This is a genomic window from Comamonas kerstersii, from assembly GCF_008801935.1.
GTDB lineage: Bacteria > Pseudomonadota > Gammaproteobacteria > Burkholderiales > Burkholderiaceae_C > Comamonas > Comamonas kerstersii.
Genome location: NZ_VZOT01000005.1, coordinates 142,423 through 167,253, shown reverse-complemented (window position 1 = coordinate 167,253; position 24,831 = coordinate 142,423). Strand labels below are relative to the sequence as shown.

The following is a 24,831-nucleotide window of genomic DNA, read 5'->3' as shown; positions in this document are numbered from 1 at the left end:
ATAAAAAAAGCCTGCGCATGCTGCGCAGGCTTGTGAGGAAAGTGAGGCGTATGGGGTCAGGGTGATTGGTGTACACCCACCAGAAACTGGCTGCAGATGGACTGCGCCGACGCATTGCGTGCGCCTTCCGGAGGGATGCTCAGCTTGTCAGCCACCGCGCTGTACTGGCGCTTGAGCGTGCTGCCCGTGAGCATGCCCAGTGTATGGACCTGTGTGGTGGTGAGCATCTGGTTGTCTACGGCCTGCTGCATGGCGACGCAGACGCTGCTGATGGCGTCATAGCGTGCCACGGTGTTGGCGTAGAAAAAATAGCCACCGCCAAAGCCAAGAATGGCTGTGAGGATGGCGATCACAAAAACCTGCCCTTTACGCATGATGAATTCCTAGTCTTTCTTGGCACGCAGCACCTGACCATTGGCTGCATCGACCTTGATTTCCATGACAGTGAAATCAGGCTGCAGCACATCGACCTGGTAGGTGACCGTGCCCCAGTGGTTGTCGAGCTCCGCCTTTACGGCCTTGCCCGGTGTGTGGGCTGTAGCGGCCTGAATGGCCTTGGACATGTCGATCTTAGCCTGCTCGGCACGCTGCGCATCCTTGCGCTTGGCAGGACCATCATTGGCATGCAGGCGGGCCTGGCCATCGGCGGCATTGACCCAGACTTCCACGCTGTCACCCGCAGGGGTCAGCACCTGCACTTCATAGCGCACGCCTGTTCCCTTGCCGTCGTCGAGTTCCACTTCCAGCGCCTTGCCGGGCACAGTCTTGGTGGCGTTCTGAATGGCCTGCTCCAGACTGATCTGGACATCGCGGGTCAGGGTCTGCCACTGAGCGGGGCTGTCGGCCTGCGCGGCCCAGCTGATGCTGGAAAGTGCGAGGGCGGCGATAAGGTGGCGGTGTATGCGCATGGAGGAATCCTTCGAAGAGTCATGGACTCCCACAGGCTACTCCAGCAGGCAGCGCCTGTGTGTCGGAATGTGGCTCGGAATGTTGCAAAAGGTTGTGGGCATGCACCGCCTGCAGGCGCTTACTTTTGCAGGCGTGCCGGGGCCAGCAGCTCGGTCTGCACCCCCTGGCGCAGCAGCTGTTCATCGACAGGCTCTGCCAGCAGCAGATTGCGCGCCAGCAGGCTGTAGCCAGCAGCGCTCTGTATGCCGTAGCCGCCCTGCGCTGCCACCCAGAAGAACTCTGGCACATGGCTGTCCCAGCCAATCACCATTTCGCCATCGGCCACAAAGGAGCGCAGCCCGGCCCAGGTGTGTGAGGGGCGGCGGATGCTCAGCGTGGTGGCCTGCTCAATGTTCCAGATGCCGGTGGCGATGTCTTCTTCCTCAGGCTGCACATCGTGCGGATAGGTGGCATCGGCATTGGCGGGAGAGCCCAGCAGCTGCCCTGCATCGGGTTTGAAGTAAAAGCGCTCGTCGGCGCTGATGACGGCAGGCCAGTGCGTGGCATCCAGCCCCTCAGGCACGGGGAAGGTGAATGCACTGCGGCGAGCAGGCACCAGGCCCATGGCGCGTGCCCCGGCCAGTTCACCGATGTGGTCCGCCCAGGCCCCGGCTGCGTTGACCAGGGTGCGGGCCTGTGCCGTGCGGCCATCGGCCAGCGTCACCGTCCAGGTGCGGCGGGCTCCGTCCAGCGCCAGTGCACTGACTTCGGCGTTGCACCACAGCTGACCACCGGCTTGGCGCATGCCGCGCAAAAAGCCCTGGTGCAGGGCGTGCACGTCAATATCGCGTGCGCCATCGTCCACAAAGCCATCCACGATGCTGTCATTGAGCACGGGCACCAGCGCACGCAGTGCATCGCCGTCCAGGCGCTGGGCATCGGGCGAGTGTTTGACGGCTTCGGCATAGGCGGCATCGATCAGCGCTTTCTGCGCAGCCGTGCCTACATACATCACACCGCGTGGATGCAGGATGGGGTAGTCCGTAAAGCCAGCGGGGGGCTGCTCGTAAAACGCCCGGCTGGCACGCGTGAGCGCCTGCACCTGCAAGGGGCCGTAATGCTCTTCAAACAGCGCTGCCGAGCGGCCTGTGGTGTGGTAGCCGGGCTGGCTTTCGCGCTCCAGCACCAGTACCTGTCTGCCGGCCTGTGCCAGCTGCCAGCCAACGGATGCACCAGCCATGCCTGCACCGACCACGATCACATCCCAGATTGCTTCGCTCATATTCGTTTCACTCCTCGTGACAGCCTCTGACCATACACCGCCCTGACAGGCGTGGTGTTTTTATCAGCCATCCGGGCACGGTTGATGCATATCAATACCTATGCGGGTAATCGCTTGCACTTGAACAGATAGTTACATGTTCTGTAGGGAAGTGCCGATACTTCTCAACAGATAACTTTTGGTCACAAATGGCTGCCTCTTTTTTATGTCTTCCTGGCTGCAACGCATTCGTCTCTCCCACAACTTTCTGATCCTTGGCTGTATTGCACTTCTGATGGTGCTGCTGCCGTTGAGCCTCTATGTGAACACCCTGGTGCAGGCCATGCAGCAGGCCGAACGTGAAGCACAGGGCATGCCGCCCATCATGGCTGTCAATGCGGCCGTGCAGCGCCTGCAGGCCCACCGTGGCACTACGGCTGGCATGCTCGGCGGGGATGCCACCATGGCCCAGCGCCGCCCTGCCCTGCGTGATGCCGTCAGCAGTCTGCTGGCCAAGGCCCAGCAAGAACTGCAGCAGGCCGATGCGCCTCAGGACATCACCCAGCAGCTGCAACAGCTGGTGCGTACCTGGCAGCAGCTGGAGTCCGCCGTGTCTGGCCGCACGATCACCGCGACCCAGAGCATGGCCCAGCACACCCAGCTGGTGAACCAGCTGCTGCAGCTCAATGAAACCCTGATGCACCACTACCGCCTGAATGTGACGCCCCGTGCAGACAGCCAGGCGCTGATGCAGGCCCTGCTGTCTCAGGCACCGCTGCTGAGTGAAAACCTGGGCCTGCTGCGTGGCCAGGGCGCAGGCTTTCTGGCCCAGCAAGAATTGCCCCCAGAAAGCCGGGGCACGCTGCGTGCGCTGCAGCGCCGTGTGGCGGAACTGCTGGACGCCTCTGGCCGCTCGCTGCAGCGCGGCATGCAGGCCAATGCAAGCTATCGCGATGCGCTGTCTGCGCCTGCCCAGAACGTGGTCAGCCTGACCGCCAGCGGCCTGAAGCTGGCCAATGAGGAACTCATCGAAGCCAGCAGCCTGACACTGCCCGCCCCCCAGTTTTTTGACAGCCTGACCCGTGCCATTGACGCCGTCAACGACATCACGGTGCAGGGCACGCAGCTGCTGAGCGATCAACTGCAAGCAGAGGCGCGCCAGTACCGCAACCAGCTGATCATGCTGCTGGTGGTGATGGGCCTGGCCCTTGCGGCCTCGATTGCCCTGGCAGCCCTGTTTGTGCGCTCCATGCTCGTGCCGTTGCAGCATGCGGTGCAGCTGGCGCAGGCAGTGGCTCAGGGCGATCTGAGCGGCGCTGACGTACCAGTGGGCACGAATGAAGTGAACCAGCTGCTCGATGCCCAGCAGCAAATGCGTGCCCGTCTGCGCCCCATGGTGGCGCAGGTGCGCAGCGGTGCAGACAGCGTGGCCGCGGCCAGCTCCGAGATTGCACAGGCCAATCTGAACCTGTCCAGCCGCACGGAAAACCAGGCCAGCGCGCTGGAGGAAACGGCGGCCTCCATGGAAGAGCTCAGCGCCACCGTGCGCAACAACGCCGACAACGCACGCGAAGCCAGCCAGCAGGCGTATTCCGCCCGCGAAGTGGCTGTGCAGGGCGGTGAGGTGGTCGAGCGCGTGGTACAGACCATGCACGGCATTCACGAAAGCAGCCGCAAGATTGCCGACATCATTGGCGTGATTGATGGCATTGCCTTCCAGACCAATATCCTGGCGCTGAACGCTGCGGTCGAGGCCGCACGTGCCGGTGAGCAGGGCCGTGGCTTTGCCGTGGTGGCCGGTGAGGTGCGTGCGCTGGCAGGCCGCAGCGCGGAGGCGGCCAAGGAGATCAAACAGCTGATTGCAACCAGCGTCGCTCGCGTAGGCGAAGGCAATACGCTGGCCCACCAGGCCGGCGAGACCATGGTGGAAGTGGTGCAGGCCATCGAGAAGGTCAACAGCATCGTCGCCGCCATCAGCGGTGCCAGTGAAGAGCAGGCCAACGGTGTGGCACAGGTGGGTGAAGCCGTACAGCAGATGGACCAGGCCACCCAGCAAAACGCTGCGCTGGTGGAGGAAATGTCTGCCGCTGCCCACAGCCTCAAGCAGCAGGGGCAGGAGCTGGTGCAGGCCGTGTCTTTCTTCCGCATGGAGCAAGATGGCCAGCGCATGGAGCATCAGCCACTGCTACAGGCTTGATGCTCTAAAAACAAAAGCTGCCAGCGCTGGATAGTTCAAGTTTTCAGCATGAAATAGATTGCAAAAGCTTATAAATTCAGCGCAAACAGCTATCTTTTAAAGAGAAAAACCGCCAAAAGGCGGTTTTTCTTTGTGTGCAGCAAGACTGCATCAGCCTTGCTGCGACAGGCCTGCCATCAATGGTGGTGGCCGTGGCCGCCATGCACGTGGCGGTGTTCAATTTCCACAGGCTCAGCGGCACGCACTTCCGTGACCTTGCAGCTAAAGCGCAGGGGCTTGCCAGCCAGCGGATGGTTGCCGTCCAGAATCACCACGGGGCCCTTGATCTTCACCACGTTGTAGATCTGGGGCAGGCCCTGGTCGTTGGTGCCGCGCAGCTGACCGCCCACCTTGACCCCGGGAGGAAATTCACCCTTGGGGATGTTGCGCATCAGGCTTTCGTCGCGCTCGCCAAAGCCTTCTTCCACGCTCAGGTCGATGGTCAGCGTATCGCCCACGGCCTTGCCTTCCAGCGCAGCTTCTACCTTTTCAAAGATGTTCTGGTAGCCACCGTGCAGATAGGCCACATCGCCCTTGTCCAGCAATGGGCCGGCAATGCCGCCCTTGAGGATTTCGTGGATCTTGTAGTTCAGCGTAACTGCTGTGTCTTTGGTGATGTTCATGTGCGTTGCCAGGAAAAATGGCGGCCAGGCCGCCATGGTTGGGATGCGCTGCATTGTCACCCATGCGCTGCCAACCTTGCAGCACATGGGTGCGTTGCCTCAGTCTCAGGCCTGTGGCACTTCGTCTTCGCTCGCACCGGGGTGGCGGGCAAAGCGGCGGGGCTGCGCACCGTGCACCGGGGTATGGCTGTCCCAGGGCCAGCCGCCAAACTGCGTGCGGCGGAAGTCCTGCATGGCCTGCATGATTTCCTGCTGCGTGTTCATCACAAAGGGGCCGTACTGCACCACAGGCTCACGGATGGGCTTGCCCTGCAGCAGCACCAGTTCCGCCGTCTCGCTGCCGGTGTTGACCAGCTCCAGCGCACGTCCCGCTTCCACCTGCAGCGCGGCGTGGGCATCCAGCGCCTGCCCGGCCAGCTGCAGGCGGTTGCCCACAAACCAGTAGAGCATGCGGCGGGTTTCTGCACCCTTGGCTGCAGGCAGGGTCCAGCGTGCGCCGGGTTCCAGGCTGATGGTCCAGATGGCCAGGTCTGCGCCCTCCTGCGAAGCCCAGGACTCGGGTGGTGCAGGCAGGGGCGCATCGGCGCCTTCCAGCGCACCGGCGATCACGGTCACCGTGGTGTGCTTGCCGCCTTCATCGGTGTGGTGCAGGCGCGGAATGCGCTCGTTCCACAGCATGGTGAAGTGGGGCTTGACCATCTTGTGGCTGGCAGGCAGGTTCAGCCAGATCTGGAACAGCTCCAGCGGATTGGGCTGGTCGGTGTTGAGCAGCGGAAACATCTCGCTGTGCATGATGCCGGCACCGGCCGTGACCCACTGCACATCACCACCGCCAAAGCGTGTGGCAGCGCCCAGGGAGTCTGCATGGTCGATCAGTCCCTTGCGCACCAGGGTCACGGTCTCAAAGCCACGGTGGGGGTGACCCGGGAAGCCGGGCACGTGCTCGCCGTGGTACATCGAGAAACCGTCCTTGTTGCTGAAGTCGCTGCCCATGGGGCGGTCCTCCAGCTCCACGGCCTGCACGCCCAGCTGGCCATCCCCTGCGGGGTAGGCGTCGTTGTGGTGGGCGCAGAACAGGAAGGGGTCAATACAGGGCCAGCGAGCGCCCAGTGGCAGCGATTGGATGATGGGGGATGCAGACATGGCGTCGCTCTCCAGTTGGTGCTGCCATGTTCACCCCCATGGCGAACAACTTGCAGCGTTGCAATGCTTCAAAGATAAGGCCGGATGGATGCCTTACCAAGCCCCTGAAGCTGCAACAGAGCGTTCCAGTGGCAAGACAGTGCAGTCTGTCGGCGTGGCTTTGGTGCTGGCGGCATGTCTAATCCGCGCTGCACCGCAGGGCGCTCCAGCCAGCTGGCCAGTACGCGCTGCACGTTGCGAAAGCTCGCCAGATCCAGCAGTGCGTCGGCCTCGTAGTTCACATGCAGGCAGCGCACCCAGGGCAGCACGGCAATGTCGGCAATGGTGTAGTCATCGCCCATGATCCATTGGCGGCCTGCCAGTCGCTGGTCCAGCACACCGAGCAGGCGCTTGGCTTCATTCACATAGCGCTGCAGCGGGCGCTTGTCTTCAAAGTCCTTGCCGCCATAGCGGTGGAAAAAGCCGACCTGGCCGAACATGGGGCCTGCACCTCCCATCTGCCACATCAGCCATTGCAGGGTTTCGTAGTGCTGCACGGCATCCATGGGCAGCAGCTGGCCGGATTTTTCTGCCAGATAGATGAGGATGGCACCCGATTCAAACAGCGCCAGCGGCTGACCGCCGGGGCCGTGTGGATCGAGGATGGCGGGGATTTTGTTGTTCGGGTTGAGCGCGAGGAACTCGGGCGAGAACTGCTCGTTGGCGTGGATGTCTACGCGATGTGCTTCGTAGGGAATGCCAGCTTCCTCCAGCATGACGGACACCTTGATGCCGTTCGGTGTGGGCAGGGAGTACAGCTGCAGCCAGTCCGGAAACTGGGCGGGCCATTTGCGGGTGATGGGATGTGCGTGCTCATGCTGCATACGTGCGCCTCAGACCTGAAGAAAACAAGCCTGCGCAGCCCTTGCCGGGCCATGCAGGAAGACGTTTTCATCTTACAGGGGAAGGCTGAGCCGCAGCTGTCACCCGCGCAGCGCCTCAGGGTGCGGGGGGCGTGCCGTCTTTGTTCACGATGGCCACGTTCAGTCCCTGCTCGGTCACCGTGATGGCACCGGGCTGCAGGCCCAGGCTGTCGGCCAGCTCCAGATCTTCTGCAGGGACGGTGTACAGCGCAAAGCCCTGCAGTGCCTGCTGCGCCACGCGCAGGTCATAGGTCTTGACCATGTCTGCCAGCGCAGGATCCGCCCCCGTCAGCGCCAGCTCCTGCACCTCGACCCGCTCGGCACGCACGCTGCGGTCACGCGGTTCGTAGTACAGGCCAAAGCGCACCTGCAGCTGCCCCTGCAGCGGCTGGCGCAGCACCGGGCCGGTGAGCTGTATGGTCAGCATGGTCTGGATCTGGTTGCTGGCGGGCAGCATCTGCAGCTGGGGCTGCGCGACCTGCAGCTGCAGCAGACCGGCTACTGGGTACTGTCTGGGGAAATGGTGGCTCAGGCCCTGATCTAGCTGTACCTGCGTCACGCTGATTTGGGTTGGCACAGCCTGCGAGCAGGCACTGATCCACAGGGTGCTGGCAGCGGCGGCGGCCAGCAGAAAACGACGGCGAAACATGACAGGGATAGGGTTTGCCTGCGGAGCGCTCACAGGCAGTGGAATTGATGGCGAAAACGCTTTTTGCGTAGATGCAGCAAGCGCTGCGTGCTCTTTATTTTTTCAGTTTAGCGCAAGGTCCAAACACGTGTTGTGAGCAGCTGTCACAGCCTTGGCGTCCACCCCGGAGCACGCTTATTCCGCTTGCAGATAGCGCTGCTGCAGCTCGTGCTGGGCGGCATCGTCCAGCTGCAGCACTTCGCGCAGATAGGTCTGCATGCCACCGTATTCCTGGTTCACCATGCTGTAGGCACTGTCCAGAAACGCGGGCTGTACACGCCACACCACGTCCAGCACTTCCTGCGGGATGGACTGCGCCGCACGTGCCCGCAGGGCCGCAGGGCCGCAGGGCGCTGGTAGAACTGGTTGGTCAGCAGATAGTCCTGCTGAATGTCGCTGCGGCTCACCCCCAGCACTTCCAGAAACAGAGCTGCGGCCCAGCCGGTGCGGTCCTTGCCTGCGGTGCAGTGGAACACCAGGGGCTGGTCAGACTGCAGCAGCAGATCGAAGAAGTTCGCAAAGTGTGTGGCGTTGTCGCGCACAAAGCTGCGGTAGGTCTGCTCCATGATGGCCACAGTGTCTTCCACGCTCAGCTGCCCGCCAGCATTGAGCATGCCCATGGCTTTTTGCACCACGGTGGGCTCTACGCTCAGCGCATGCACCTGCAGGTGGGGCCAGGCGTAGCTGTCGGCAGCGCGTTCCTGCACACCGCGAAAGTCGGCGGCGCGGTGTACACCCAGCTGCTGCAGCTGCTGCACGCCTTCTGGCGTCAGACCGGCCAGGTGGTCTGAGCGAAACACCGTGCGCCAGCGTACGCTGCGGCCCTGTGCGCCGGTGTAGCCACCCAGGTCGCGGAAGTTGCTGGTTCCAGGCAGGGCGATATGGCGTGGCAGGGGATTACGCATGGGCAGACTTTCGAAAAAACAGTTCATGACAGCGCAGCGCATCAAAAAACGCTGCAGTACAGCCTCGATTGAAGCGTAGTGCAGCGTTTTTGTCAGCCACCCATGCATCGCACAGGGGTGTGCGTCAATTACGCATTGCTCAGCAAATGCTTGCCCACCAGTCCGGTGATCTCAAACATGCCTACGCGCTCCTTGCCGAACACCGGCAGTAGCTTGGCATCGGCCACGATGACGCGCTTGTCCTTGGGGTCCTGCAGGTTGTTGGCCTTCACATAGTCCCAGACCTTCTTGACCACCTCGGTACGTGCGACGGGTGCATCGCCAATCACGGCCGCCAGTGCCGCATCGGGGCGGAAGTTGGCCGCCGCAGGCTTGCGCGTTGCCGTCTTCTTGGCAGCAGGTGCTTTTTTGGCGGCAGCGCTTGTCCTGCCTGTGCCAGCAGCTGCAGTTTTTGCAGGTGCTGCGCTCTTGCGGGAGGGGTACTTGCTGGCTTCGAACTCAAAGTTCACCTTGCCTGCGGCCGCATCCCAGACCAGGAAGGCCTTGAAGTTGCGGCGCGTGCGGTTGGAGACAAACTTCTCCAGCAGGTCGGTCTTGCCGGTCGTCAGCAGCTTGCTCATCTGCGCGCGTTCAATGGGCTGCTGCAGGATGATCTGGCCACTCTTGAAGTCGCAGCTGGGCGTGGGCTGTGCAGGCGTAGGCACGGAATGGCTGCAGACATAGTTGCTGCCATGCTCGAACACGGGCGCACCGCACTTGGGGCAGTTGCCCAGTGACTGCTGGCCGCTGAAATCTACGGGGCCGCTGGCTTCGGCTTCTTTTTCGTCTTCGCCAAAGTCGAATTCCAGCTTGAAGTTGCTGTGCTCTTCATCGCGCACGATGGTCACTTCTGCCACAAAAGGCCAGCCTGCCTTGGAGCGGAAGCCTTCCAGGGGGCCCAGGCGGCGGTCACGCAGCAGCTGCTCGGCCTCGTGCGTTTCAAAGGTGCGGCCCGCAGGCGACTTGGTGAACGAGAAGCCGCAGCCATCGCTGTGGCCATCGGCACCCGTGCAGCCATAGCGGCGGTAGTTTTCCTTCACAACGCCGCCACAGTTGGGGCAGGGCGTAGCCAGGGTGGCGTAGTCACCGGGGATGGTGTCGCGGTCGTACTCCTTGGCCTTGCGCACGATTTTTTCTGTCATCGCCGCAATTTCCTGCATGAAGGCGGCACGCGAGAGCGCGCCCTTCTCCATCTGGGCGAGCTTGTACTCCCACTCACCAGTCAGATCGGCGCGGCACAACTCATCCACCTGCAGACCGCGCAGCAGTGTCATCAGCTGGAAAGCCTTGGCAGTGGGGATCAGTTCGCGGCCTTCGCGCAGCATGTACTTTTCGGTCAGCAGACCTTCAATGATGGCCGCACGTGTGGCTGGTGTGCCCAGGCCCTTTTCCTGCATGGCTTCGCGCAGCTCGTCGTCTTCCACCTGCTTGCCTGCGCTTTCCATGGCGCCCAGCAGCGTCGCTTCCGAGTAGCGGGCTGGGGGCTTGGTCTTCAGGCCCTTGGGCTGGGCATCGCTGGTCTGGGGCTTTTCGCCGGGCTGCACGGCCACCAGAGGCTGGCCCTTGTCGCCTTCCTTGGCGTCTTCCACTTCGTTGGCAGCTTCCTTGCCGTAAATCGCCAGCCAGCCGGGTTTGACCAGCACCTTGCCTTCGGTCTTGAAGTGGTGCTGCTCCACCTGGCTGATGCGGGTGGTCACCTGGTACTCGGCGCTGGGGAAGAACACGGCCATGAAGCGGCGCACCACCAGGTCGTACAGCTTTTGTTCGGCCTCAGACAGGCCTGAAGGTGCCTGCGTGGTGGGGATGATGGCAAAGTGGTCCGACACCTTGCTGTTGTCAAAAACGCGCTTGGTGGGACGCACATAGCCAGCTTCTACGGCCTGCTGGGCATAAGGGGCCAGATGGCGCATGCCGCTGCCTGCCAGCATCTCAAAGGTCTGGCGTGCCACGGGCAGATAGTCCTCGGGCAGGGCGCGAGAATCGGTACGGGGGTAGGTCAGTGCCTTGTGGCGCTCGTACAGGCTTTGCGCCAGTGCCAGCGTGGTCTTGGCGGAGAAACCAAACTTGCCGTTGGCCTCGCGCTGCAGGCTGGTCAGGTCAAACAGCAGGGGCGAAGCCTGGGTGGTGGGCTTGCTCTCTTCGGTGACGGTGGCAGGCTTGCCCTTGACGGCGGCGGCAATGGCCTCGGCTTCCTGCTTGCTCCAGACGCGGTCGGCCTTGGCTTCGGCGTCCTCGCTCTTTTTCCACTGCGGGTTGAACCACTTGCCCAGGTACTGACCGGCCTGTGCATCGAAGGTGCCATGCACTTCCCAGTAGTCGCGGCTGACGAACTTGCGGATTTTTTCTTCGCGATCTACGACCAGCGACAGCGTAGGCGTCTGCACGCGACCCACCGTGGTCAAAAAGAACCCGCCGTCGCGCGAGTTGAAGGCCGTCATGGCGCGGGTGCCGTTGATGCCGACCAGCCAGTCGGCCTCGGAGCGGCTGCGTGCCGCATCGGCCAGGCCCTGCATCTGCTGTTCGCTGCGCAGCTTCTCAAAACCTTCGCGGATGGCCTGGGGCGTCATGGACTGCAGCCACAGACGCGCAATCGGCTTACCCAGCGTGCCCTTGGCACCACCGGCGTACTGCTCGATCAGGCGGAAGATCAGCTCACCTTCGCGGCCCGCGTCACAGGCGTTGATCAGCTGGGTCACGTCCTTGCGCTTGGCCTGCTTGACCACGGCGTTCAGGCGGCTCTTGGTCTTGTCGACAGGCTTGAGGTCAAAGCGCGGGGGAATCACCGGCAGATTCGCAAAGCTCCACTTGCCACGCTTGACGTCAAATTCTTCCGGCGCCTGAATTTCCACCAGGTGGCCTACGGCGCTGGTGACCACAAACTGCGCGTTTTCAAAATGGTCTTCGTGCTTGTCGAACTTGCCATAGACGGGCGTGAGGGCGCGCACAATGTCTTGCGCCACTGACGGTTTTTCCGCTATTACCAAGGTTTTTGTCATTCATTGCTCTCGTGATTTGCAACGACCGCCCACCGGCTGGTGAGCCACCGCTCCTACAATTTCGTCCTTCACGCACGCGTGTGTGCGCGCACGTGCATGTGTGCATACATATTTAAGTTATCAGAGATTTCAATGCCCAGCACATCACGCCCCTCATCTTCCAGACCCGGCAAGCGCATACAGACACGTCGCTCAGGTGTACATGGCAAAGGGGTGTTCGCCGTGCAGGACATCGCCGCACGCGAGACCATCATTGAATACATTGGCGAAGTCATCCATGCGGAAGAAGCCGAACGCCGTCACCCGCATGACCCCAGCCAGCCCAACCACACGTTCTACTTTCAGGTCAGCGACGAGGTGGTGATTGATGCCACCTACGGCGGCAATTCCTCACGCTGGATCAACCACAGCTGCGCCCCCAACTGCTACACGGTCGAGCGCGATGGCCGCATCTTCATTGTGGCGCTGCGCCCTATCCGTGCCGGTGAAGAGCTGACCTATGACTACGGTCTGATGGTGGCAGAGCGCTACACCAAGGCGCTGAAGGCCGAATACGCCTGCTACTGTGGTGCGCCCACCTGCCGTGGCACCATGCTGGCCCCCAAGCGTGGCTGGCGCCCGCCCATGCCCGAAGACTTTGACCAGGACGGGAATCTGCTGTGAACACCTCTCCCACCCATTGGCCCGCCGAAGACCTGTGGCTGGCCATTGCCCCCCGTCTGCCCGGTTTTACGGTGGAAGTGCTGCCGGAGATTGACTCCACCAACACCGAACTCATGCGCCGTGCACGCGCAGGCCGTGCCGAGCCCATCGTGCTCGTGGCCGAGTCACAGACCGCAGGGCGTGGCCGTCAGGGCCGCAGCTGGCTGAACCAGCCCGGTGACTGCCTGATGTACTCGCTGGGGCTGGTGCTCAATCCGCTGGACTGGTCAGGCCTGTCGCTGGTGGTGGGCCTGAGCATTGCGGAATCCCTGCAGGCGGCGGCCCTCCCCGGTCAGCCGCGCATTGGGGTGAAGTGGCCGAATGACCTGTGGCTGCAGGATGGCCGCAAGCTGGGTGGCACGCTGATTGAAACCGCCAACCTGCCCGCTGGTGTGGCTGCACCCTGTTTTGGCGCAGGGGCTGGTGTGCCGCGTTTTGTCATCATCGGCACGGGCATGAATGTGCGCCTGCCGCAGATGCAAGGGCTGCTCACACCTGCGGCTTGCCTGCAGGATGTAGATGCCCGCTGGACCGCACCAGCCGCGCTGCAGCAACTGCTGCCACAGCTGGTGGAGGACGTGCTGCTGTTTGCCGAGCAGGGCTTTGCGCCGTTTCAGCAGCGCTTTGCCGCGCGTGACGTGCTGCATGGTCAGCAGGTGCATTTGAGCGATGGCAGCAGCGGGCTGGCCGCAGGCGTGCTGGCCGATGGCACACTGCAGCTGCGCACGGCCGATGGTTTGCGCAGCGTCATCAGCGGTGATGTCAGCGTGCGCCCTGTGCATATGGACCTGCCGCCTGCTGCGGCCTGATTTCAAGGAGCTGTACATGTTGCGTTTTGCCTTGCTGGTGCTGCTGCTTGCCAATGCTGGCTATCTGGCCTGGAGCCAGGGCTGGATGGCGACATTGGGCTGGGCGCCTGAAGAACAGGCCGAGCCCTACCGCCTCAAGCAGCAGGTGCGCCCTGAAGTGCTGAGCATCGTGCAGCCCGGCACGGCAGCGACGACTGCAGCGCCCACTCCTGCCTCGGCTCCTGCTGCCAGCGTTGCCGCTGCGCCTGCACAGCCCATGCCACCGGAGCCTTTGGAGGAAATCATTCCCGAGGCCACGGTCTGCCTGCAAAGCGAAAACATGAATGAAGCCCAGTACCGCAAGCTGCAGGAGGCACTGCGCAGCAGCGACCTGCCCTCGAGCAGCTGGGAGTTTGTGCCCACGCAGGTGACGGGGCGCTGGATGGTCTATCTGGGCAAGTTCGCCAATGAAATGGCCATGGAAAAGCGCCGTGCCGAGCTGCGCGCCCGCAAGATTGCCTATGACCGTGCGGGCGGCAACCTGGAGCCCGGACTGTCGCTGGGGCGCTTTTCCAGCGAAGAAGCGGCCACGCGTGAACTGGGCCATATGCTCAATCAGGGCATACGTGGGGCACGCGTGGTGCAGGAGCGCGCACCGCAGACGCTGTATGCCCTGCGCATGAGTGAATCCACCGCAGCACAGCGCACCCTGCTGCAGGGGCTGGAGCCTGCGCTGGAAGGCAAGCGCATGCAGCCCTGCCCTTGAATGCAGGCATAAAAAACCCGCAGGGCATGGGCCTCTGCGGGGATGAGCGATATGCGAGCGCGGTAAGGGCGTGGATCAGTTCACGCTGATGTTGGCCGCCTTGGCCACCGCCTTCATCTTTTCCACTTCGCTGGCGATCTGCTGGGTAAAGGCTTCGCTGGAAGTGCCAGACACGTACATGCCCTGTGCGTCCATGCGCTTCTTGACGGCTGGGTCCTGCAGCGCTTCAGCCACGGCCTGCTGCACGCGTGCGATCTGCTCGGCAGGCGTGTTCTTGGGCGCGACCAGACCGAACCAGGAAGGATCGTTCAGCTCAGGGTGACCGGCTTCGGCATAGGTCGGTACTTCAGGCAGCACGGCCAGACGCTCGGGCCAGGACACGGCAATGGCGCGCAGCTTGCCGGACTGGATATGGGGCAGCGAGGAGGCCACCTGGTCAAAGTACACGGGCACCTGGCCGCCCAGCACGTCGTTGATGGCGGGGCCTGCACCACGGTAGGGGATGTGCAGCATGTCTACGCCTGTGGCCTTGATGAACTGCTCGCCCCACATGTGGCCGATGGTGCCGTTGCCGGGGGTGGCATAGCTCACCTTGCCGGGGTTGGCCTTCAGATAAGCCACCAGTTCCGCAAAATTCTGGGCAGGAATCAGTTGGGGGTTGATCACCATGACGCCGGGCGCCTTGACGATTTCGGTCACGCCCACGAAGTCCTTGATGGCGTCGTAAGGCAGCTTGGAGTAGACCGCAGGGTTCACGCCGTGGGTGGACAGTGTGGCAATACCGAAGGTCAGGCCATCGTTGGCGCGTGCCACTTCAGCCATGCCGATGGAGCCACCGGCACCGGCCTTGTTCTCGATCACGACGGGCTGGCCGAGCAGCCGGGTCAGGACGTCCTGCATGTTGCGAGGCACCATGTCGGTGGAACCACCGGCAGGAAAGGGCACGATGATGCGCAGAGGGCGCGAATCTTGGGCACTGGCCATGCCCGAGACGGATGCCAAGGTCGCAGCGGCAACAGCGGAGAGAAAGTGACGACGTTGCATCATGAGGACTCCCTATGTGAGAAAGTGTGGTTATCTATAAGACCTGTGCATAGAGGTTAGGGTAATTGACAGTTGACAACAAACAAATACTCTTCTTGTTATGATTCCTTCGAGGAATATTGAACAGTGTCTACTAACTTGCCTCCCCTGCGTCGGCTGACGCCTCCCGTGCATTTGCTGCGAGCTTTCTCTACGGTCGCGCGTTTTGGTGGCGTCTCACGTGCCGCAGAAGCGCTGCACCTGACGCAAAGTGCCGTGAGCAAGCAGATTCAGGAGCTGGAGAAGTGGGTTGGTGTCGACCTGTTCGAGCGCAGCCGCAAGCGCCTCACGCTCACCCCGGCAGGTGAGCGCTATGAAAAGGCTGTGCGCACGCTGCTGTCGCAGCTGGAGGCTGCGACGCTGGAGCTCATCACCAGCACCGATGGCGGTGGTGCGCTGCACCTGTCCAGCCTGCCGACCTTTGGCGCGAGCTGGCTGATTCCGCGCCTGCCACAGTTCCAGCAGCAGCACCCGCATGTGACACTGCATTTCGTACCCTATGCCCAGGGCTACGACTTTGAAAGCCCGCACCTGGACTGCTCCATCCTGTTTGGTGAAGGCCACTGGCCCGGCGCACGCGCCCACTATCTGGACGGGCAGGATGTGACGCTGATCGCCCCGCCCGCCAGCTTTGGTGGCCCCGCCATTCACAGCCCCAGTGATGTGGCCAAGTACACGCGGCTGCGCCACCTGACCATTCCCCATGCATGGATGACCTGGGCGCAGGCCTGGGATGTCAAGAACCTGGACCCGCTGGCAGGCCTGCAGTTTGACCAGTTCCAGACCATCATCCAGGCCGTCATGGCAGGCATGGGCGTGGCCCTGGTGCCGCGCTGCCTGGTGGAAGGGCAGATTGCCAAGGGGCTGGTGAGCGAGCCCCTGCCCCAGCACGGGCTGGTCAGCAGTCTGGGCTACTGGCTGTGCTATCCGGAGTCACGCTCCAACATCACGCCGCTGGTGGCTTTTCGCAACTGGCTGCAGCAGCAGGCCCGCCCCTACAGGGAGCCCACGGCCAGCAGCCTGGCGGTGCAAAGCAAAAACCGTAGCAAGCAGCGCGCGCTGACTAACGAATAGCGTGCTCAAAGATTAACAAACGTTTGTTTTATCGGCGCTGGCAGCTTCTGAATCAGGAGCATCTGCCAGCGCACGAAAGCGCACGCTAAAGCGTGCACCCGGGGGCGTGCGATGAGGGTGTGCATCGTCCAGCGCCACGGTTGCAGCATGCAGGCGCGCAATTTCCTGCACGATGGGCAGGCCCAGACCCGAGCCATCGGCCTCTGACCCCAGCACCCGGTAAAACGGCTGAAAGATCAGCTCACGCTCCTCGGGCGGCACGCCCGGCCCTGTATCTTCCACCTGCAGCAGCACCACGCGGGCCAGTTGGTCTGGCAGCACACGCAGTGTCACCATGGCGGGTACCTCCGGGCTGGAGGGGCTGTAGTTGATGGCATTGCTCAGCAGGTTGCGAATCAGCTCCTTGAGCAGCGTGGCATTGCCCTGCAGCCACACGCCTGCGCTGCCGGGCTCTGCCCCCTCATAGCCCATGTCTACATGGCGATCCATGGCCAGCGGCAGCAGGTCCTGCATGACCTCAATCGCCAGCGCGGCCAGATCGCAGGGCGTGCGCTGCAGGCCGGTGCTGGCACCTTCGGCACGAGCCAGTGACAGCAGCTGGTTGACCGTGTGTGTGGCGCGCATGCTGGAGCGCCCGATCTGCTGCAGCGAGCGCTTGAGATCCTCCGTGCTCACGCCTTCGCGCAGTGCCAGATCGGCCTGCATGCGCAGGCCAGCCAGCGGGGTCTTGAGCTGGTGGGCAGCATCAGCCAGAAAGCGCTTCTGGGTGGCCAGCGATTCGTTCAGGCGGCGCAGCAGGTCATTGACCGCATCGACCAGCGGCACCACTTCCAGCGGCACCGCGCGGTGGTCAATGGGCGAAAGATCATCGGGCTTGCGTGCGCGGATGCGCGTCTCCAGCAGGTGCAGCGGCCGTATGCCGCGCGCCAGTGCCAGCCACACCAGCAGTACCGACAGTGGCAGGATGACGAACTGCGGCAGCATCACGCCCTTGATGATTTCCGTGGCCAGCACGCTGCGCTTTTCACGCGTTTCAGCCACCTGCACCAGCGCCCAGGCATCGTCCGTCAGCACGGGCAGCCGCACGCGCAGTGCAGCCACGCGCATGTCCATGCCGCGGATTGCATCGTCACGCAGTTCCACCTGCCCCAGTTCCATAGACTGTGGTGCGGAGGTGAGGGGGATGTCGCTGTCACCCGCCAGAAAACTGCCGTCGGAGGTGGTGACCTGAAACAGCACCATGTCGGACTCGTCGGCGCGCAGCATTTCCGAAGCAGGCTGCGGCAGGTTGAAGTGCAGCTGCCCGCCTGCGTCCACCAGAATCAGCTGGGCCAGTGCGTGCACGTTGTATTCCAGTGCACGGTCAAACGGCTTGTTGGCCAGCGACTGGGCCACCAGCCAGGTCAGCGCCAGGCTCACGGGCCACAGCAGCAGCAGGGGCGTGAGCATCCAGTCCAGAATTTCTCCGAACAGGGATCGCTGCTCACGCTGGAAAATTTTCACGCTGGCCTTGCTATCAGTGTTTTTGGCCTTCAGCGCTTGCTGCACAAGCGCTGGCAGCTATGAAAAATCAAGCCTGAATCTTTTCCAGGCAGTAGCCCAGGCCGCGTACGGTGGCAATGCGTATCGGGTCGCGCTCGATCTTCTTGCGCAGGCGGTGGATGTAGACCTCAATCGCGTTGTTGCTCACCTCTTCGCCCCACTCGCACAGGCGCTCGACCAGCTGGTCCTTGCTGACCAGACGGCCCGCGCGCTGCAGCAGCACTTCCAGCAGGCCCAGTTCGCGGGCGGACAGCTCCACCATCTTGCCGTCGATGGTGGCTACACGCCCGGCCTGGTCGTAGACCAGCGGGCCGTGCTTGATGACGCTGCTGGTGCCGCCCATGCCCCGGCGCGTCAGGGCACGCACGCGTGCTTCCAGCTCCTGCAGGCTGAAGGGCTTGGCCATGTAGTCGTCTGCGCCCAGATCCAGCCCCTGCACGCGTTCTTCCACGCTGTCCGCCGCGGTGAGAATGAGCACGGACAGGCCATCGCCGCGGCTGCGCAGGCGCTTGAGCACCTCCAGCCCGTGCATGCGCGGCAGGCCCAGATCCAGAATCAAAAGATCAAACTGGTTGCTGGTGACAAGGGCGGTGTCTGCTTCGGTGCCGCTGGCCACATGGTCGACCACGGCCCCTGCCCCGCGCAGGCTGCGCAGCAGGCCGTCGGCCAGCACCTGATCATCTTCGGCTATGAGAATGCGCATGGTGTATGTCTCCTGGCATGCCGGGGTCTGCTGCCCCGGCTTTGCATTGGTGCAGGCGCTGCACATGCCGCCTGCCAGAACCATTCTAGGAACCCCGCTGCATCAGACAAGCGGTGTTTACGCGGGTGCGGCAGTGCAGCAAACCCGAGGCAGACCAAGCCTTTCGCCCTGCGCTTTTCACATCAGGCCTGATCGCCCACATCGCTGCCGTAGACCTCCAGACCAATGCGCACCACCACGGCCACGTCATGCCCTACGGCCTCTTCAAACTCACGCTCGGCCTGCTGTACCGCACGCTGAAATGCCAGGTGCCAGGCGCGGCCGGTGTCGGTATAGACCACGCGCTTGGCACGGCGGTCGTAAGCGTCAGCCTCGCGCAGCACCAGCCCCCAGGCTTCGCACTGGTCCACCAGATCGGTCATGGCCTGCTTGCTCATGCCGGCACGCTCGGCCAGATCGGTGATGCGGTCGCCCTGCAGGGACAGGTGCCGCGTGATGTGAATGTGCGCGGCGCTGACCTTGTCGCGCAGCGCCAGGTTGGACAGCGCCAGCGGCGTCTCATCGTCCTGCGCCATGAGCTGGCGCACGCGTTCGTCAAACTTGCGCATGGCATGGCCCAGCAGCCGCCCCAGATGGGTGTGGCGCCATGCGTCTTCCAGGTGTTCGGCAGCCGGTAATTTAGACATAGTCAGTTTGATGGATAGTCAGGCAAGTTGAATATAAACTCTTTTGCATTGCCCATACACTACTGTTCAAGCATCCAGCCTGTTCACATCAACAGGGGATGCAGCACCAGTTGTCATCCCCTTCTTTCAAAGGACATCGCCATGAACGCCATCGCACGCAACAACGACGCCAACAGCGAAAAAGCCAAAGCCCTGGCTGCCGCCCTCGCCCAGATTGAAAAGCAGTTTGGCAAGGGCACCATCATGAAGCTGGGCGAAGGTGAAGTGGTGGAAGACATCCAGGTGGTGTCCACCGGCTCGCTGGGTCTGGACATTGCCCTGGGTGTAGGCGGCCTGCCCCGTGGCCGCGTGATTGAAATCTACGGCCCTGAGTCGTCCGGCAAGACCACGCTGACGCTGCAGGTCGTCGCTCAGATGCAAAAGCTCGGCGGCACCTGCGCCTTCATCGACGCAGAACATGCACTGGACACGTCCTATGCCCAGAAGCTGGGTGTGAACCTCAATGAAGTGCTGATCAGCCAGCCTGACACCGGCGAGCAGGCGCTGGAAATCGTGGACTCTCTGGTGCGCTCCGGCGCCGTGGACCTGATCGTGGTGGACTCGGTGGCCGCACTGGTGCCCAAGGCCGAAATCGAAGGCGAAATGGGTGACAACCTGCCCGGCCTGCAGGCCCGCCTGATGAGCCAGGCGCTGCGCAAGCTGACTGCCACCATCAAGAAGACCAACTGCACGGTGATCTTCATCAACCAGATCCGCATGAAGATTGGCGTGATGTTCGGCTCGCCCGAAACCACCACCGGCGGTAATGCGCTGAAGTTCTACGCCTCGGTGCGTCTGGATATCCGCCGCACCGGCACCATCAAGAAGGGCGACGAAGCCATTGGTAACGAAACCAAGGTCAAGGTCGTGAAGAACAAGGTCTCGCCTCCCTTCAAGACTGCCGAGTTCGACATTCTGTTTGGCGAGGGCATTTCGCGCGAAGGCGAAATTCTGGACATGGGCGTGGACGCCAAGCTCATTGAAAAGTCCGGTGCCTGGTACGCCTACAACGGTGAAAAGATCGGCCAGGGCCGCGACAACGCCCGTGAATTCCTGCGCGAGAACCCCGCGTTGGCCGTGGAAATTGAAAACAAGGTGCGCGAAAGCCTGGGCATCAGCCTGATTCCTGTGGCCGAAGGCGAAGCCGCTCCCGCCAAGCCCGGCAAAGGCAAGAAGGCCGATAAAAACACGCCCGACGCTGATGGCGTCATCGGCTAATCCATAGCAAGCCAACCCGCTGCCAGCGTTTTTGCACGAACGCTGGCAGCGGGTTTTTTTACACCATGGGTTTTCAGACAATCTCGCTCACCGGGCGCGCACTCAAATACCTCTCGCAGCGCGAGCACTCGCGCCTGGAGCTGGAGCGCAAGCTGGCCCCGCATGTGGAAGAAGGCGAAGATCTGGCCGCCGTGCTTGATGCGCTGGAGGCCAAAGGCTTCATCAGCCCCGAGCGCGTGGCCCAGTCCGTGATCTACCGCCGCAGCAGCAAGCTGGGCACCGCGCGCGTGCTGCACGAGCTGCGCAGCAAGGGGCTGGATGATGACGTGGTGCGCGCCGCTGCGGAGCAGCTCAGAGACACGGAACACGCCCGCGCCTGGGACGTGTGGCAGCGCAAGTTTGGCGCAGTCGCCACCACCCCGCAGGAGCGCATGAAGCAGATGCGCTTTCTGGCCAGCCGTGGCTTTGGCGGTGATGTAGTGGGCAAGGTGCTGCGCGGGCAGGCACCGGAATCCGATTAAGCGCAGCGCTGGCGCCCTCTCCCGCTTGCGGGAGAGGGCGGGGGTGAGGGTCTAACTTTCGCTGGCTCCCTCTCCCGCTTGCGGGAGAGGGTTGGGGTGAGGGGAGCGTCTTTCTTTTCTGGCGGCCCCCACCCTCACCCTCCCCCAGCGGGGGAGGGAATAGAGGCGGGAGAGGTGAACCTCTTCCCCTCTGGCTTTCTCTCCTTCCCCCTCTGGGGGAAGGCAGGGATGGGGGCCTGCCAGGCTTGAGGCATGCCGCCGTGGCGCTGCATGATAGCCACCAGTTTCCATCATGAAATATGCCTCTAACGCCCATGCAGCAAGCGCTAGTAGCTATGAATTTGGTATGAACTCCCTCTCCCGCTTGCGGGAGAGGGTTGGGGTGAGGGGAGCGTCTTTCTTTTCTGGCGGCCCCCACCCTCACCCTCCCCCAGCGGGGGAGGGAATAGAGGCGGGAGAGGGTTGGAGTGAGGGTGCATGGGCAGCCTGTCTTCGCGATTTACTCGCGTGTGGCCCACCAGCACACCAGCGAACCCACCGTAATCAGCACCACGCCCTGCCAGAACGGCAGGCCCGGCTGCACGGCCAGCCACACGCTGGCCATCAGTGCCGAGAGCACAGGGGTGAAGTACGAGCCCGCAGCCATCACGGCCAGATTGCCGCGCTGAATGCCGTGCTCCCAGCAGCCATAGCCCAGTGCGGTGAGCGCGCCAATCGCCAGCACCTGCAGCACCACACTCCAGCTCCATTGCATGGTAACCGTGTCTGCGGCCAGCCATTGCAGCCACAGCAGGAAGGCCGTGAGGGTCAGAAACAGCCCCACGCCATTGAAGCCTCCGCCGTGGATGCGTGCAAGCACCGAGTAGGCAGGCCACATGGTGGCTGCGCCAAAGGCCAGCGCATAGGCCACGGGGTTGGCCGCCATGTGCGCGCCCAGGTTCTGCCACCAGGGTGTATCGACGCTGCTGGCGCCTTCTCCCATGACCAGCACCAGCCCCCACAGGCACAAGGCCACGCCCAGCCACAGCCACCAGCGGGCGCGCTGCTGGTGGCAGAGCACGGCCAGCACAATCGTCAGACAGGGCCAGAGGTAGTTGATCATGCCCAGCTCCATGGACTGGGGCCGGTCATGCGCCAGCCCAATCGCCACCGACAGGCAGATCTCATAGAAAGCAAACAGCAGACCGCAGACGATGAGGTAGATGCGCGAGATACCCCGCAGCTGCGCGCGCGAGGGCACACCCTTGACCAGCAGCACAAACGCGGCGCTGACGCTGTAGAACACCGCCGCGCCGCCCAGCGCACCCAGCGCCTCGGCCACGGAGCGCATCAGGCCCACGGTGCTGCTCCAGCAAAGCACGGCCACCAGACCGATCAGGGTGGCACGGCGAATTTCCGGCGAAGAGGCAGTGGCGGCAGTCATGCAAAACCTATAAAAACAAGAGCTGCCAGCGCTTGATAAACAAGGGTTTCAGATACAAAACTATTTGAAACCTCATGCAATCAAGCGCAGGAAGCTATTTATAAAGAAGCGCCCTGCCTGCAAAAAAGCGGCCCGCAGGCCGCTTGATCATGCAAGGCAGATGCCAGTGTAAAACCGCGCTTTACACACCCAGCATCAATTGCAGATTCTGCACGGCAGCGCCGCTGGCACCCTTGCCCAGATTGTCCAGCCGCGCAATCAGCACAGCCTGGCGGTGCTGTTCATTGGCAAACACACGCAGCTCCAGGTGGTTGGTATTGGCCAGCGTATCGGCGGCCAGCTTGTTGTCTTCGGTGGGAGGCAGCACCTTGACCCACTGCGCCGGCGTATTCGTCTTGGCGTAGTGGCTGGCCAGCGCATCGTGCAAGTCCTGCGCATTGGGCGCGCCGGGCAGCAGGTCCAGGTGCAGGGGCAGCTGCACCAGCATGCCCTGTGCATAGTTACCCACGGCGGGAATGAACACGGGGCGGCGTGTCATGCCGGTGTATTGCAGAATTTCAGGAATGTGCTTGTGCGCCAGCCCCAGACCATAGGCCTCATAAGGCGCGGCACTGCCAGCCTCGTACGCCTCAATCATGCTGCGGCCGCCGCCGGTGTAGCCAGACACCGATGGCAGGGCCACGGGGTAGTCCGCAGGCATCAGCCCTGCATCCACCAGCGGGCGCAGCAGCGCAATCGCGCCTGTGGCGTAGCAGCCGGGGTTGGACACGCGGGTGGCGGTCTTCACCGCTTCAAGCTGGCCGGCGCACAGCTCAGGGAAACCATAGACCCAGTCCGGCGCCACGCGGTGGGCGGTAGATGCATCAATGATCTTGATGGCGCGGCCGGTTTCTGCAGTGATGCTGTCGACCAGCGCCACCGTCTCGCGTGCGGCATCGTCGTGCAGACACAGGATGACCAGATCCACCTCGGCAATCAGCGCCCGCTTGGCCGCGGGGTCCTTGCGCAACTCGGGCGCAATGCTGACCAGTTCCACACCAGCCATACCCTGCAAGCGGTCACGAATCTGCAGACCCGTGGTGCCAGCTTCGCCATCAATAAAGACTTTGGACATTGTTCAATGCTCCCGCGCTTCTTGGCGCATCGTAGGTTCATGCCGCAATTGCGACGCCATCAAATAAACGGATTGTCGCTGCTGCGGGCGGGGTGCAGCGCAAAAACTGCGGCTCCTGCCGTTTTTCAGGGGGCGTTTGTGGCCTTCCGGGCCAGCCTTGGTGCGGCTTGATCTACGTATGCCAATACGTATATCCCGTGAAACAAAGCACTTTTTGCCGACTTGTCAGCATGGTACATTCGCCGATTGCCATGTCATACGAGCCCGGCTCCGCATGCCCAGGCAGCAGGAAAACGGGCATTTTTCCTCCGTTTCAGAGAGACAAGACTCATGAAGATTCATGAATACCAAGGCAAGGAAATCTTGCGTCAATTCGGCGTGCCAGTTCCCCGTGGCATTCCGGCTTTCACCGTCCAGGAAGCTGTAGAGGCAGCGCAGAAGCTGGGCGGCCCCGTGTGGGTGGTGAAGGCGCAGATCCATGCCGGCGGCCGCGGCAAGGGCGGCGGCGTCAAGGTGGCAAAGACCATTGAGGACGTGAAGGCCCTGTCCGAGCAAATCCTCGGCATGCAGCTGGTGACCCACCAGACTGGCCCTGAAGGCCAGAAGGTGCGCCGTCTGTACATCGAAGAAGGTGCAGACATCAAGAACGAACTGTATGTGTCGCTGGTGACCGACCGCGCCACACAGAAGGTGGCACTGATCGCTTCCAGCGAAGGCGGCATGGACATCGAGGAAGTGGCCCACTCCACGCCCGAGAAGATCATCACCGAGATGATCGACCCCCTGACCGGCATCACCGAAGCCCAGTCGCGCAAGGTGGCTGCGGCCATCGGTCTGGAAGGCAAGTCCATCGACCAGGCCGTAGAGTTGTTCGCCAACATCTACAAGTGCTACATGGACACCGACGCTTCGCTGGTGGAAATCAACCCCCTGAACTGCGACTCCAACGGCAACCTGATGGCCCTGGACGCCAAGTTCAACTTCGACTCCAACGCCCTGTTCCGCCACCCCGAAATCGTGGCCCTGCGCGACCTGGACGAAGAAGACCCCGCAGAAATCGAAGCCTCCAAGTTCGACCTGGCCTACATCTCTCTGGACGGCAACATCGGCTGCCTGGTGAACGGCGCGGGCCTGGCCATGGCCACCATGGACACCATCAAGCTGTTCGGCGGCGAGCCCGCCAACTTCCTGGACGTGGGCGGCGGCGCAACGGCCGAGAAGGTGACCGAAGCCTTCAAGATCATGCTCAAGAACCCCAAGGTCAAGGGCATTCTGGTCAACATCTTCGGCGGCATCATGAAGTGCGACACCATCGCCACCGGCGTGGTCACCGCCTGCAAGGCCGTGAACCTGAGCGTGCCACTGGTCGTGCGCATGAAGGGCACCAACGAAGAGCTGGGCAAGCAAATCCTGGCCGAATCCGGTCTGCCCATCATCGCAGCCGACACCATGGCTGAAGCTGCTACCAAGATTGTTGCTGCCGTCAAGTAA

General features: G+C 62.6%; 24 protein-coding genes. 8 read left to right on the top strand and 16 right to left on the bottom strand.

What is annotated here, in order from left to right; all coding sequences use genetic code 11:
- Positions 1–56 precede the first annotated feature (56 nt).
- The 3 genes from F7P80_RS09595 to F7P80_RS09585 all read right to left on the bottom strand — a co-directional run bounded on the left by F7P80_RS09595 (position 57) and on the right by F7P80_RS09585 (position 2,170).
- Positions 57–374 carry a hypothetical protein gene (locus F7P80_RS09595; protein ID WP_054067150.1) on the bottom strand — a complete coding sequence of 106 codons (318 nt, stop codon included), beginning with the start codon at positions 372–374 and terminating at the stop codon, positions 57–59.
- Positions 375–383: 9 nt separating this feature from the next.
- A complete protein-coding gene (locus tag F7P80_RS09590; RefSeq protein WP_054067149.1) occupies positions 384–908 on the bottom strand; it encodes a PepSY domain-containing protein in 525 nt (174 codons plus the stop codon).
- Positions 909–1,027: 119 nt separating this feature from the next.
- Positions 1,028–2,170 carry an NAD(P)/FAD-dependent oxidoreductase gene (locus F7P80_RS09585; RefSeq protein WP_054067148.1) on the bottom strand — a complete coding sequence of 381 codons (1,143 nt, stop codon included), beginning with the start codon at positions 2,168–2,170 and terminating at the stop codon, positions 1,028–1,030.
- 205 nt (positions 2,171–2,375) lie between these two features.
- Between F7P80_RS09585 and F7P80_RS09580 the strand changes: the two genes are divergently transcribed.
- Positions 2,376–4,346 (top strand): methyl-accepting chemotaxis protein, encoded by a 1,971-nt coding sequence (locus F7P80_RS09580; RefSeq protein WP_151044339.1) that lies wholly within the window; start codon positions 2,376–2,378, stop codon positions 4,344–4,346.
- Between the two features lie 176 nt (positions 4,347–4,522).
- Here the strand turns inward: F7P80_RS09580 and F7P80_RS09575 are convergent, their stop codons facing one another.
- From F7P80_RS09575 to F7P80_RS09550, 7 genes are all read right to left on the bottom strand, one after another.
- Positions 4,523–5,008: an FKBP-type peptidyl-prolyl cis-trans isomerase gene (locus F7P80_RS09575; RefSeq protein WP_054067159.1), complete on the bottom strand. Its 486-nt coding sequence runs from the start codon at positions 5,006–5,008 to the stop codon at positions 4,523–4,525.
- Positions 5,009–5,113: 105 nt separating this feature from the next.
- Positions 5,114–6,151 carry a pirin family protein gene (locus tag F7P80_RS09570; protein WP_151044337.1) on the bottom strand — a complete coding sequence of 346 codons (1,038 nt, stop codon included), beginning with the start codon at positions 6,149–6,151 and terminating at the stop codon, positions 5,114–5,116.
- Positions 6,152–6,219: 68 nt separating this feature from the next.
- On the bottom strand, positions 6,220–7,014 hold the full coding sequence (locus F7P80_RS09565) for a glutathione S-transferase N-terminal domain-containing protein (RefSeq protein ID WP_151044335.1): 795 nt from the start codon (positions 7,012–7,014) through the stop codon (positions 6,220–6,222).
- 115 nt (positions 7,015–7,129) lie between these two features.
- The gene (locus F7P80_RS09560; protein WP_054067144.1) at positions 7,130–7,702 is read right to left on the bottom strand and encodes a hypothetical protein; all 573 of its coding nucleotides are present in this window, start codon (positions 7,700–7,702) and stop codon (positions 7,130–7,132) included.
- Positions 7,703–7,876: 174 nt separating this feature from the next.
- Positions 7,877–8,026, bottom strand: a complete 150-nt coding sequence (locus F7P80_RS17360; RefSeq protein WP_346265186.1) for a tyrosine-protein phosphatase — start codon at positions 8,024–8,026, stop codon at positions 7,877–7,879.
- The gene (locus F7P80_RS09555; protein WP_346265184.1) at positions 7,978–8,646 is read right to left on the bottom strand and encodes a tyrosine-protein phosphatase; all 669 of its coding nucleotides are present in this window, start codon (positions 8,644–8,646) and stop codon (positions 7,978–7,980) included. Before F7P80_RS09555 ends, F7P80_RS17360 begins: the two co-directional genes overlap by 49 nt.
- Before the next feature lie 128 nt (positions 8,647–8,774).
- Positions 8,775–11,681: a DNA topoisomerase III gene (locus F7P80_RS09550; protein WP_151044332.1), complete on the bottom strand. Its 2,907-nt coding sequence runs from the start codon at positions 11,679–11,681 to the stop codon at positions 8,775–8,777.
- 132 nt (positions 11,682–11,813) lie between these two features.
- Between F7P80_RS09550 and F7P80_RS09545 the strand changes: the two genes are divergently transcribed.
- From F7P80_RS09545 to F7P80_RS09535, 3 genes are read left to right on the top strand one after another with little or no spacing between them, the layout of a single operon-like run.
- On the top strand, positions 11,814–12,344 hold the full coding sequence (locus F7P80_RS09545) for an SET domain-containing protein (RefSeq protein WP_054067142.1): 531 nt from the start codon (positions 11,814–11,816) through the stop codon (positions 12,342–12,344).
- On the top strand, positions 12,341–13,192 hold the full coding sequence (locus F7P80_RS09540) for a biotin--[acetyl-CoA-carboxylase] ligase (RefSeq protein ID WP_151044329.1): 852 nt from the start codon (positions 12,341–12,343) through the stop codon (positions 13,190–13,192). Before F7P80_RS09545 ends, F7P80_RS09540 begins: the two co-directional genes overlap by 4 nt.
- A 16-nt stretch (positions 13,193–13,208) precedes the next feature.
- Entirely contained in the window at positions 13,209–13,937 is a 729-nt protein-coding gene (locus tag F7P80_RS09535) for an SPOR domain-containing protein (RefSeq protein WP_054067140.1), read from the top strand.
- Between the two features lie 75 nt (positions 13,938–14,012).
- Here the strand turns inward: F7P80_RS09535 and F7P80_RS09530 are convergent, their stop codons facing one another.
- Positions 14,013–14,981 carry a Bug family tripartite tricarboxylate transporter substrate binding protein gene (locus F7P80_RS09530; protein WP_151044546.1) on the bottom strand — a complete coding sequence of 323 codons (969 nt, stop codon included), beginning with the start codon at positions 14,979–14,981 and terminating at the stop codon, positions 14,013–14,015.
- Positions 14,982–15,107: 126 nt separating this feature from the next.
- On the opposite strand from F7P80_RS09530, the gene F7P80_RS09525 reads away from it, so the two are divergent.
- Positions 15,108–16,094 (top strand): LysR substrate-binding domain-containing protein, encoded by a 987-nt coding sequence (locus tag F7P80_RS09525; RefSeq protein ID WP_249041427.1) that lies wholly within the window; start codon positions 15,108–15,110, stop codon positions 16,092–16,094.
- Positions 16,095–16,106: 12 nt separating this feature from the next.
- On the opposite strand, the gene F7P80_RS09520 is transcribed toward F7P80_RS09525, so the two are convergent.
- The 3 genes from F7P80_RS09520 to F7P80_RS09510 all read right to left on the bottom strand — a co-directional run bounded on the left by F7P80_RS09520 (position 16,107) and on the right by F7P80_RS09510 (position 19,025).
- The gene (locus F7P80_RS09520) at positions 16,107–17,597 is read right to left on the bottom strand and encodes a sensor histidine kinase N-terminal domain-containing protein (protein ID WP_151044327.1); all 1,491 of its coding nucleotides are present in this window, start codon (positions 17,595–17,597) and stop codon (positions 16,107–16,109) included.
- A gap of 67 nt (positions 17,598–17,664) precedes the next feature.
- Entirely contained in the window at positions 17,665–18,339 is a 675-nt protein-coding gene (locus F7P80_RS09515; RefSeq protein ID WP_054067154.1) for a response regulator, read from the bottom strand.
- A 182-nt stretch (positions 18,340–18,521) separates the two neighbouring features.
- The gene (locus F7P80_RS09510) at positions 18,522–19,025 is read right to left on the bottom strand and encodes a MarR family winged helix-turn-helix transcriptional regulator (RefSeq protein ID WP_054067139.1); all 504 of its coding nucleotides are present in this window, start codon (positions 19,023–19,025) and stop codon (positions 18,522–18,524) included.
- Between the two features lie 141 nt (positions 19,026–19,166).
- Between F7P80_RS09510 and recA the strand changes: the two genes are divergently transcribed.
- The gene (recA, locus tag F7P80_RS09505; RefSeq protein WP_054067138.1) at positions 19,167–20,282 is read left to right on the top strand and encodes a recombinase RecA; all 1,116 of its coding nucleotides are present in this window, start codon (positions 19,167–19,169) and stop codon (positions 20,280–20,282) included.
- Between the two features lie 65 nt (positions 20,283–20,347).
- The gene (gene recX / locus F7P80_RS09500) at positions 20,348–20,803 is read left to right on the top strand and encodes a recombination regulator RecX (protein ID WP_054067137.1); all 456 of its coding nucleotides are present in this window, start codon (positions 20,348–20,350) and stop codon (positions 20,801–20,803) included.
- 499 nt (positions 20,804–21,302) lie between these two features.
- Here the strand turns inward: recX and yddG are convergent, their stop codons facing one another.
- Both yddG and argC read right to left on the bottom strand, forming a co-directional pair.
- Entirely contained in the window at positions 21,303–22,226 is a 924-nt protein-coding gene (gene yddG, locus F7P80_RS09490) for an aromatic amino acid DMT transporter YddG (RefSeq protein ID WP_151044325.1), read from the bottom strand.
- 181 nt (positions 22,227–22,407) lie between these two features.
- A complete protein-coding gene (gene argC, locus F7P80_RS09485; protein WP_151044322.1) occupies positions 22,408–23,340 on the bottom strand; it encodes an N-acetyl-gamma-glutamyl-phosphate reductase in 933 nt (310 codons plus the stop codon).
- A 330-nt stretch (positions 23,341–23,670) separates the two neighbouring features.
- On the opposite strand from argC, the gene sucC reads away from it, so the two are divergent.
- Positions 23,671–24,831 (top strand): ADP-forming succinate--CoA ligase subunit beta, encoded by a 1,161-nt coding sequence (gene sucC / locus F7P80_RS09480; protein ID WP_054066633.1) that lies wholly within the window; start codon positions 23,671–23,673, stop codon positions 24,829–24,831.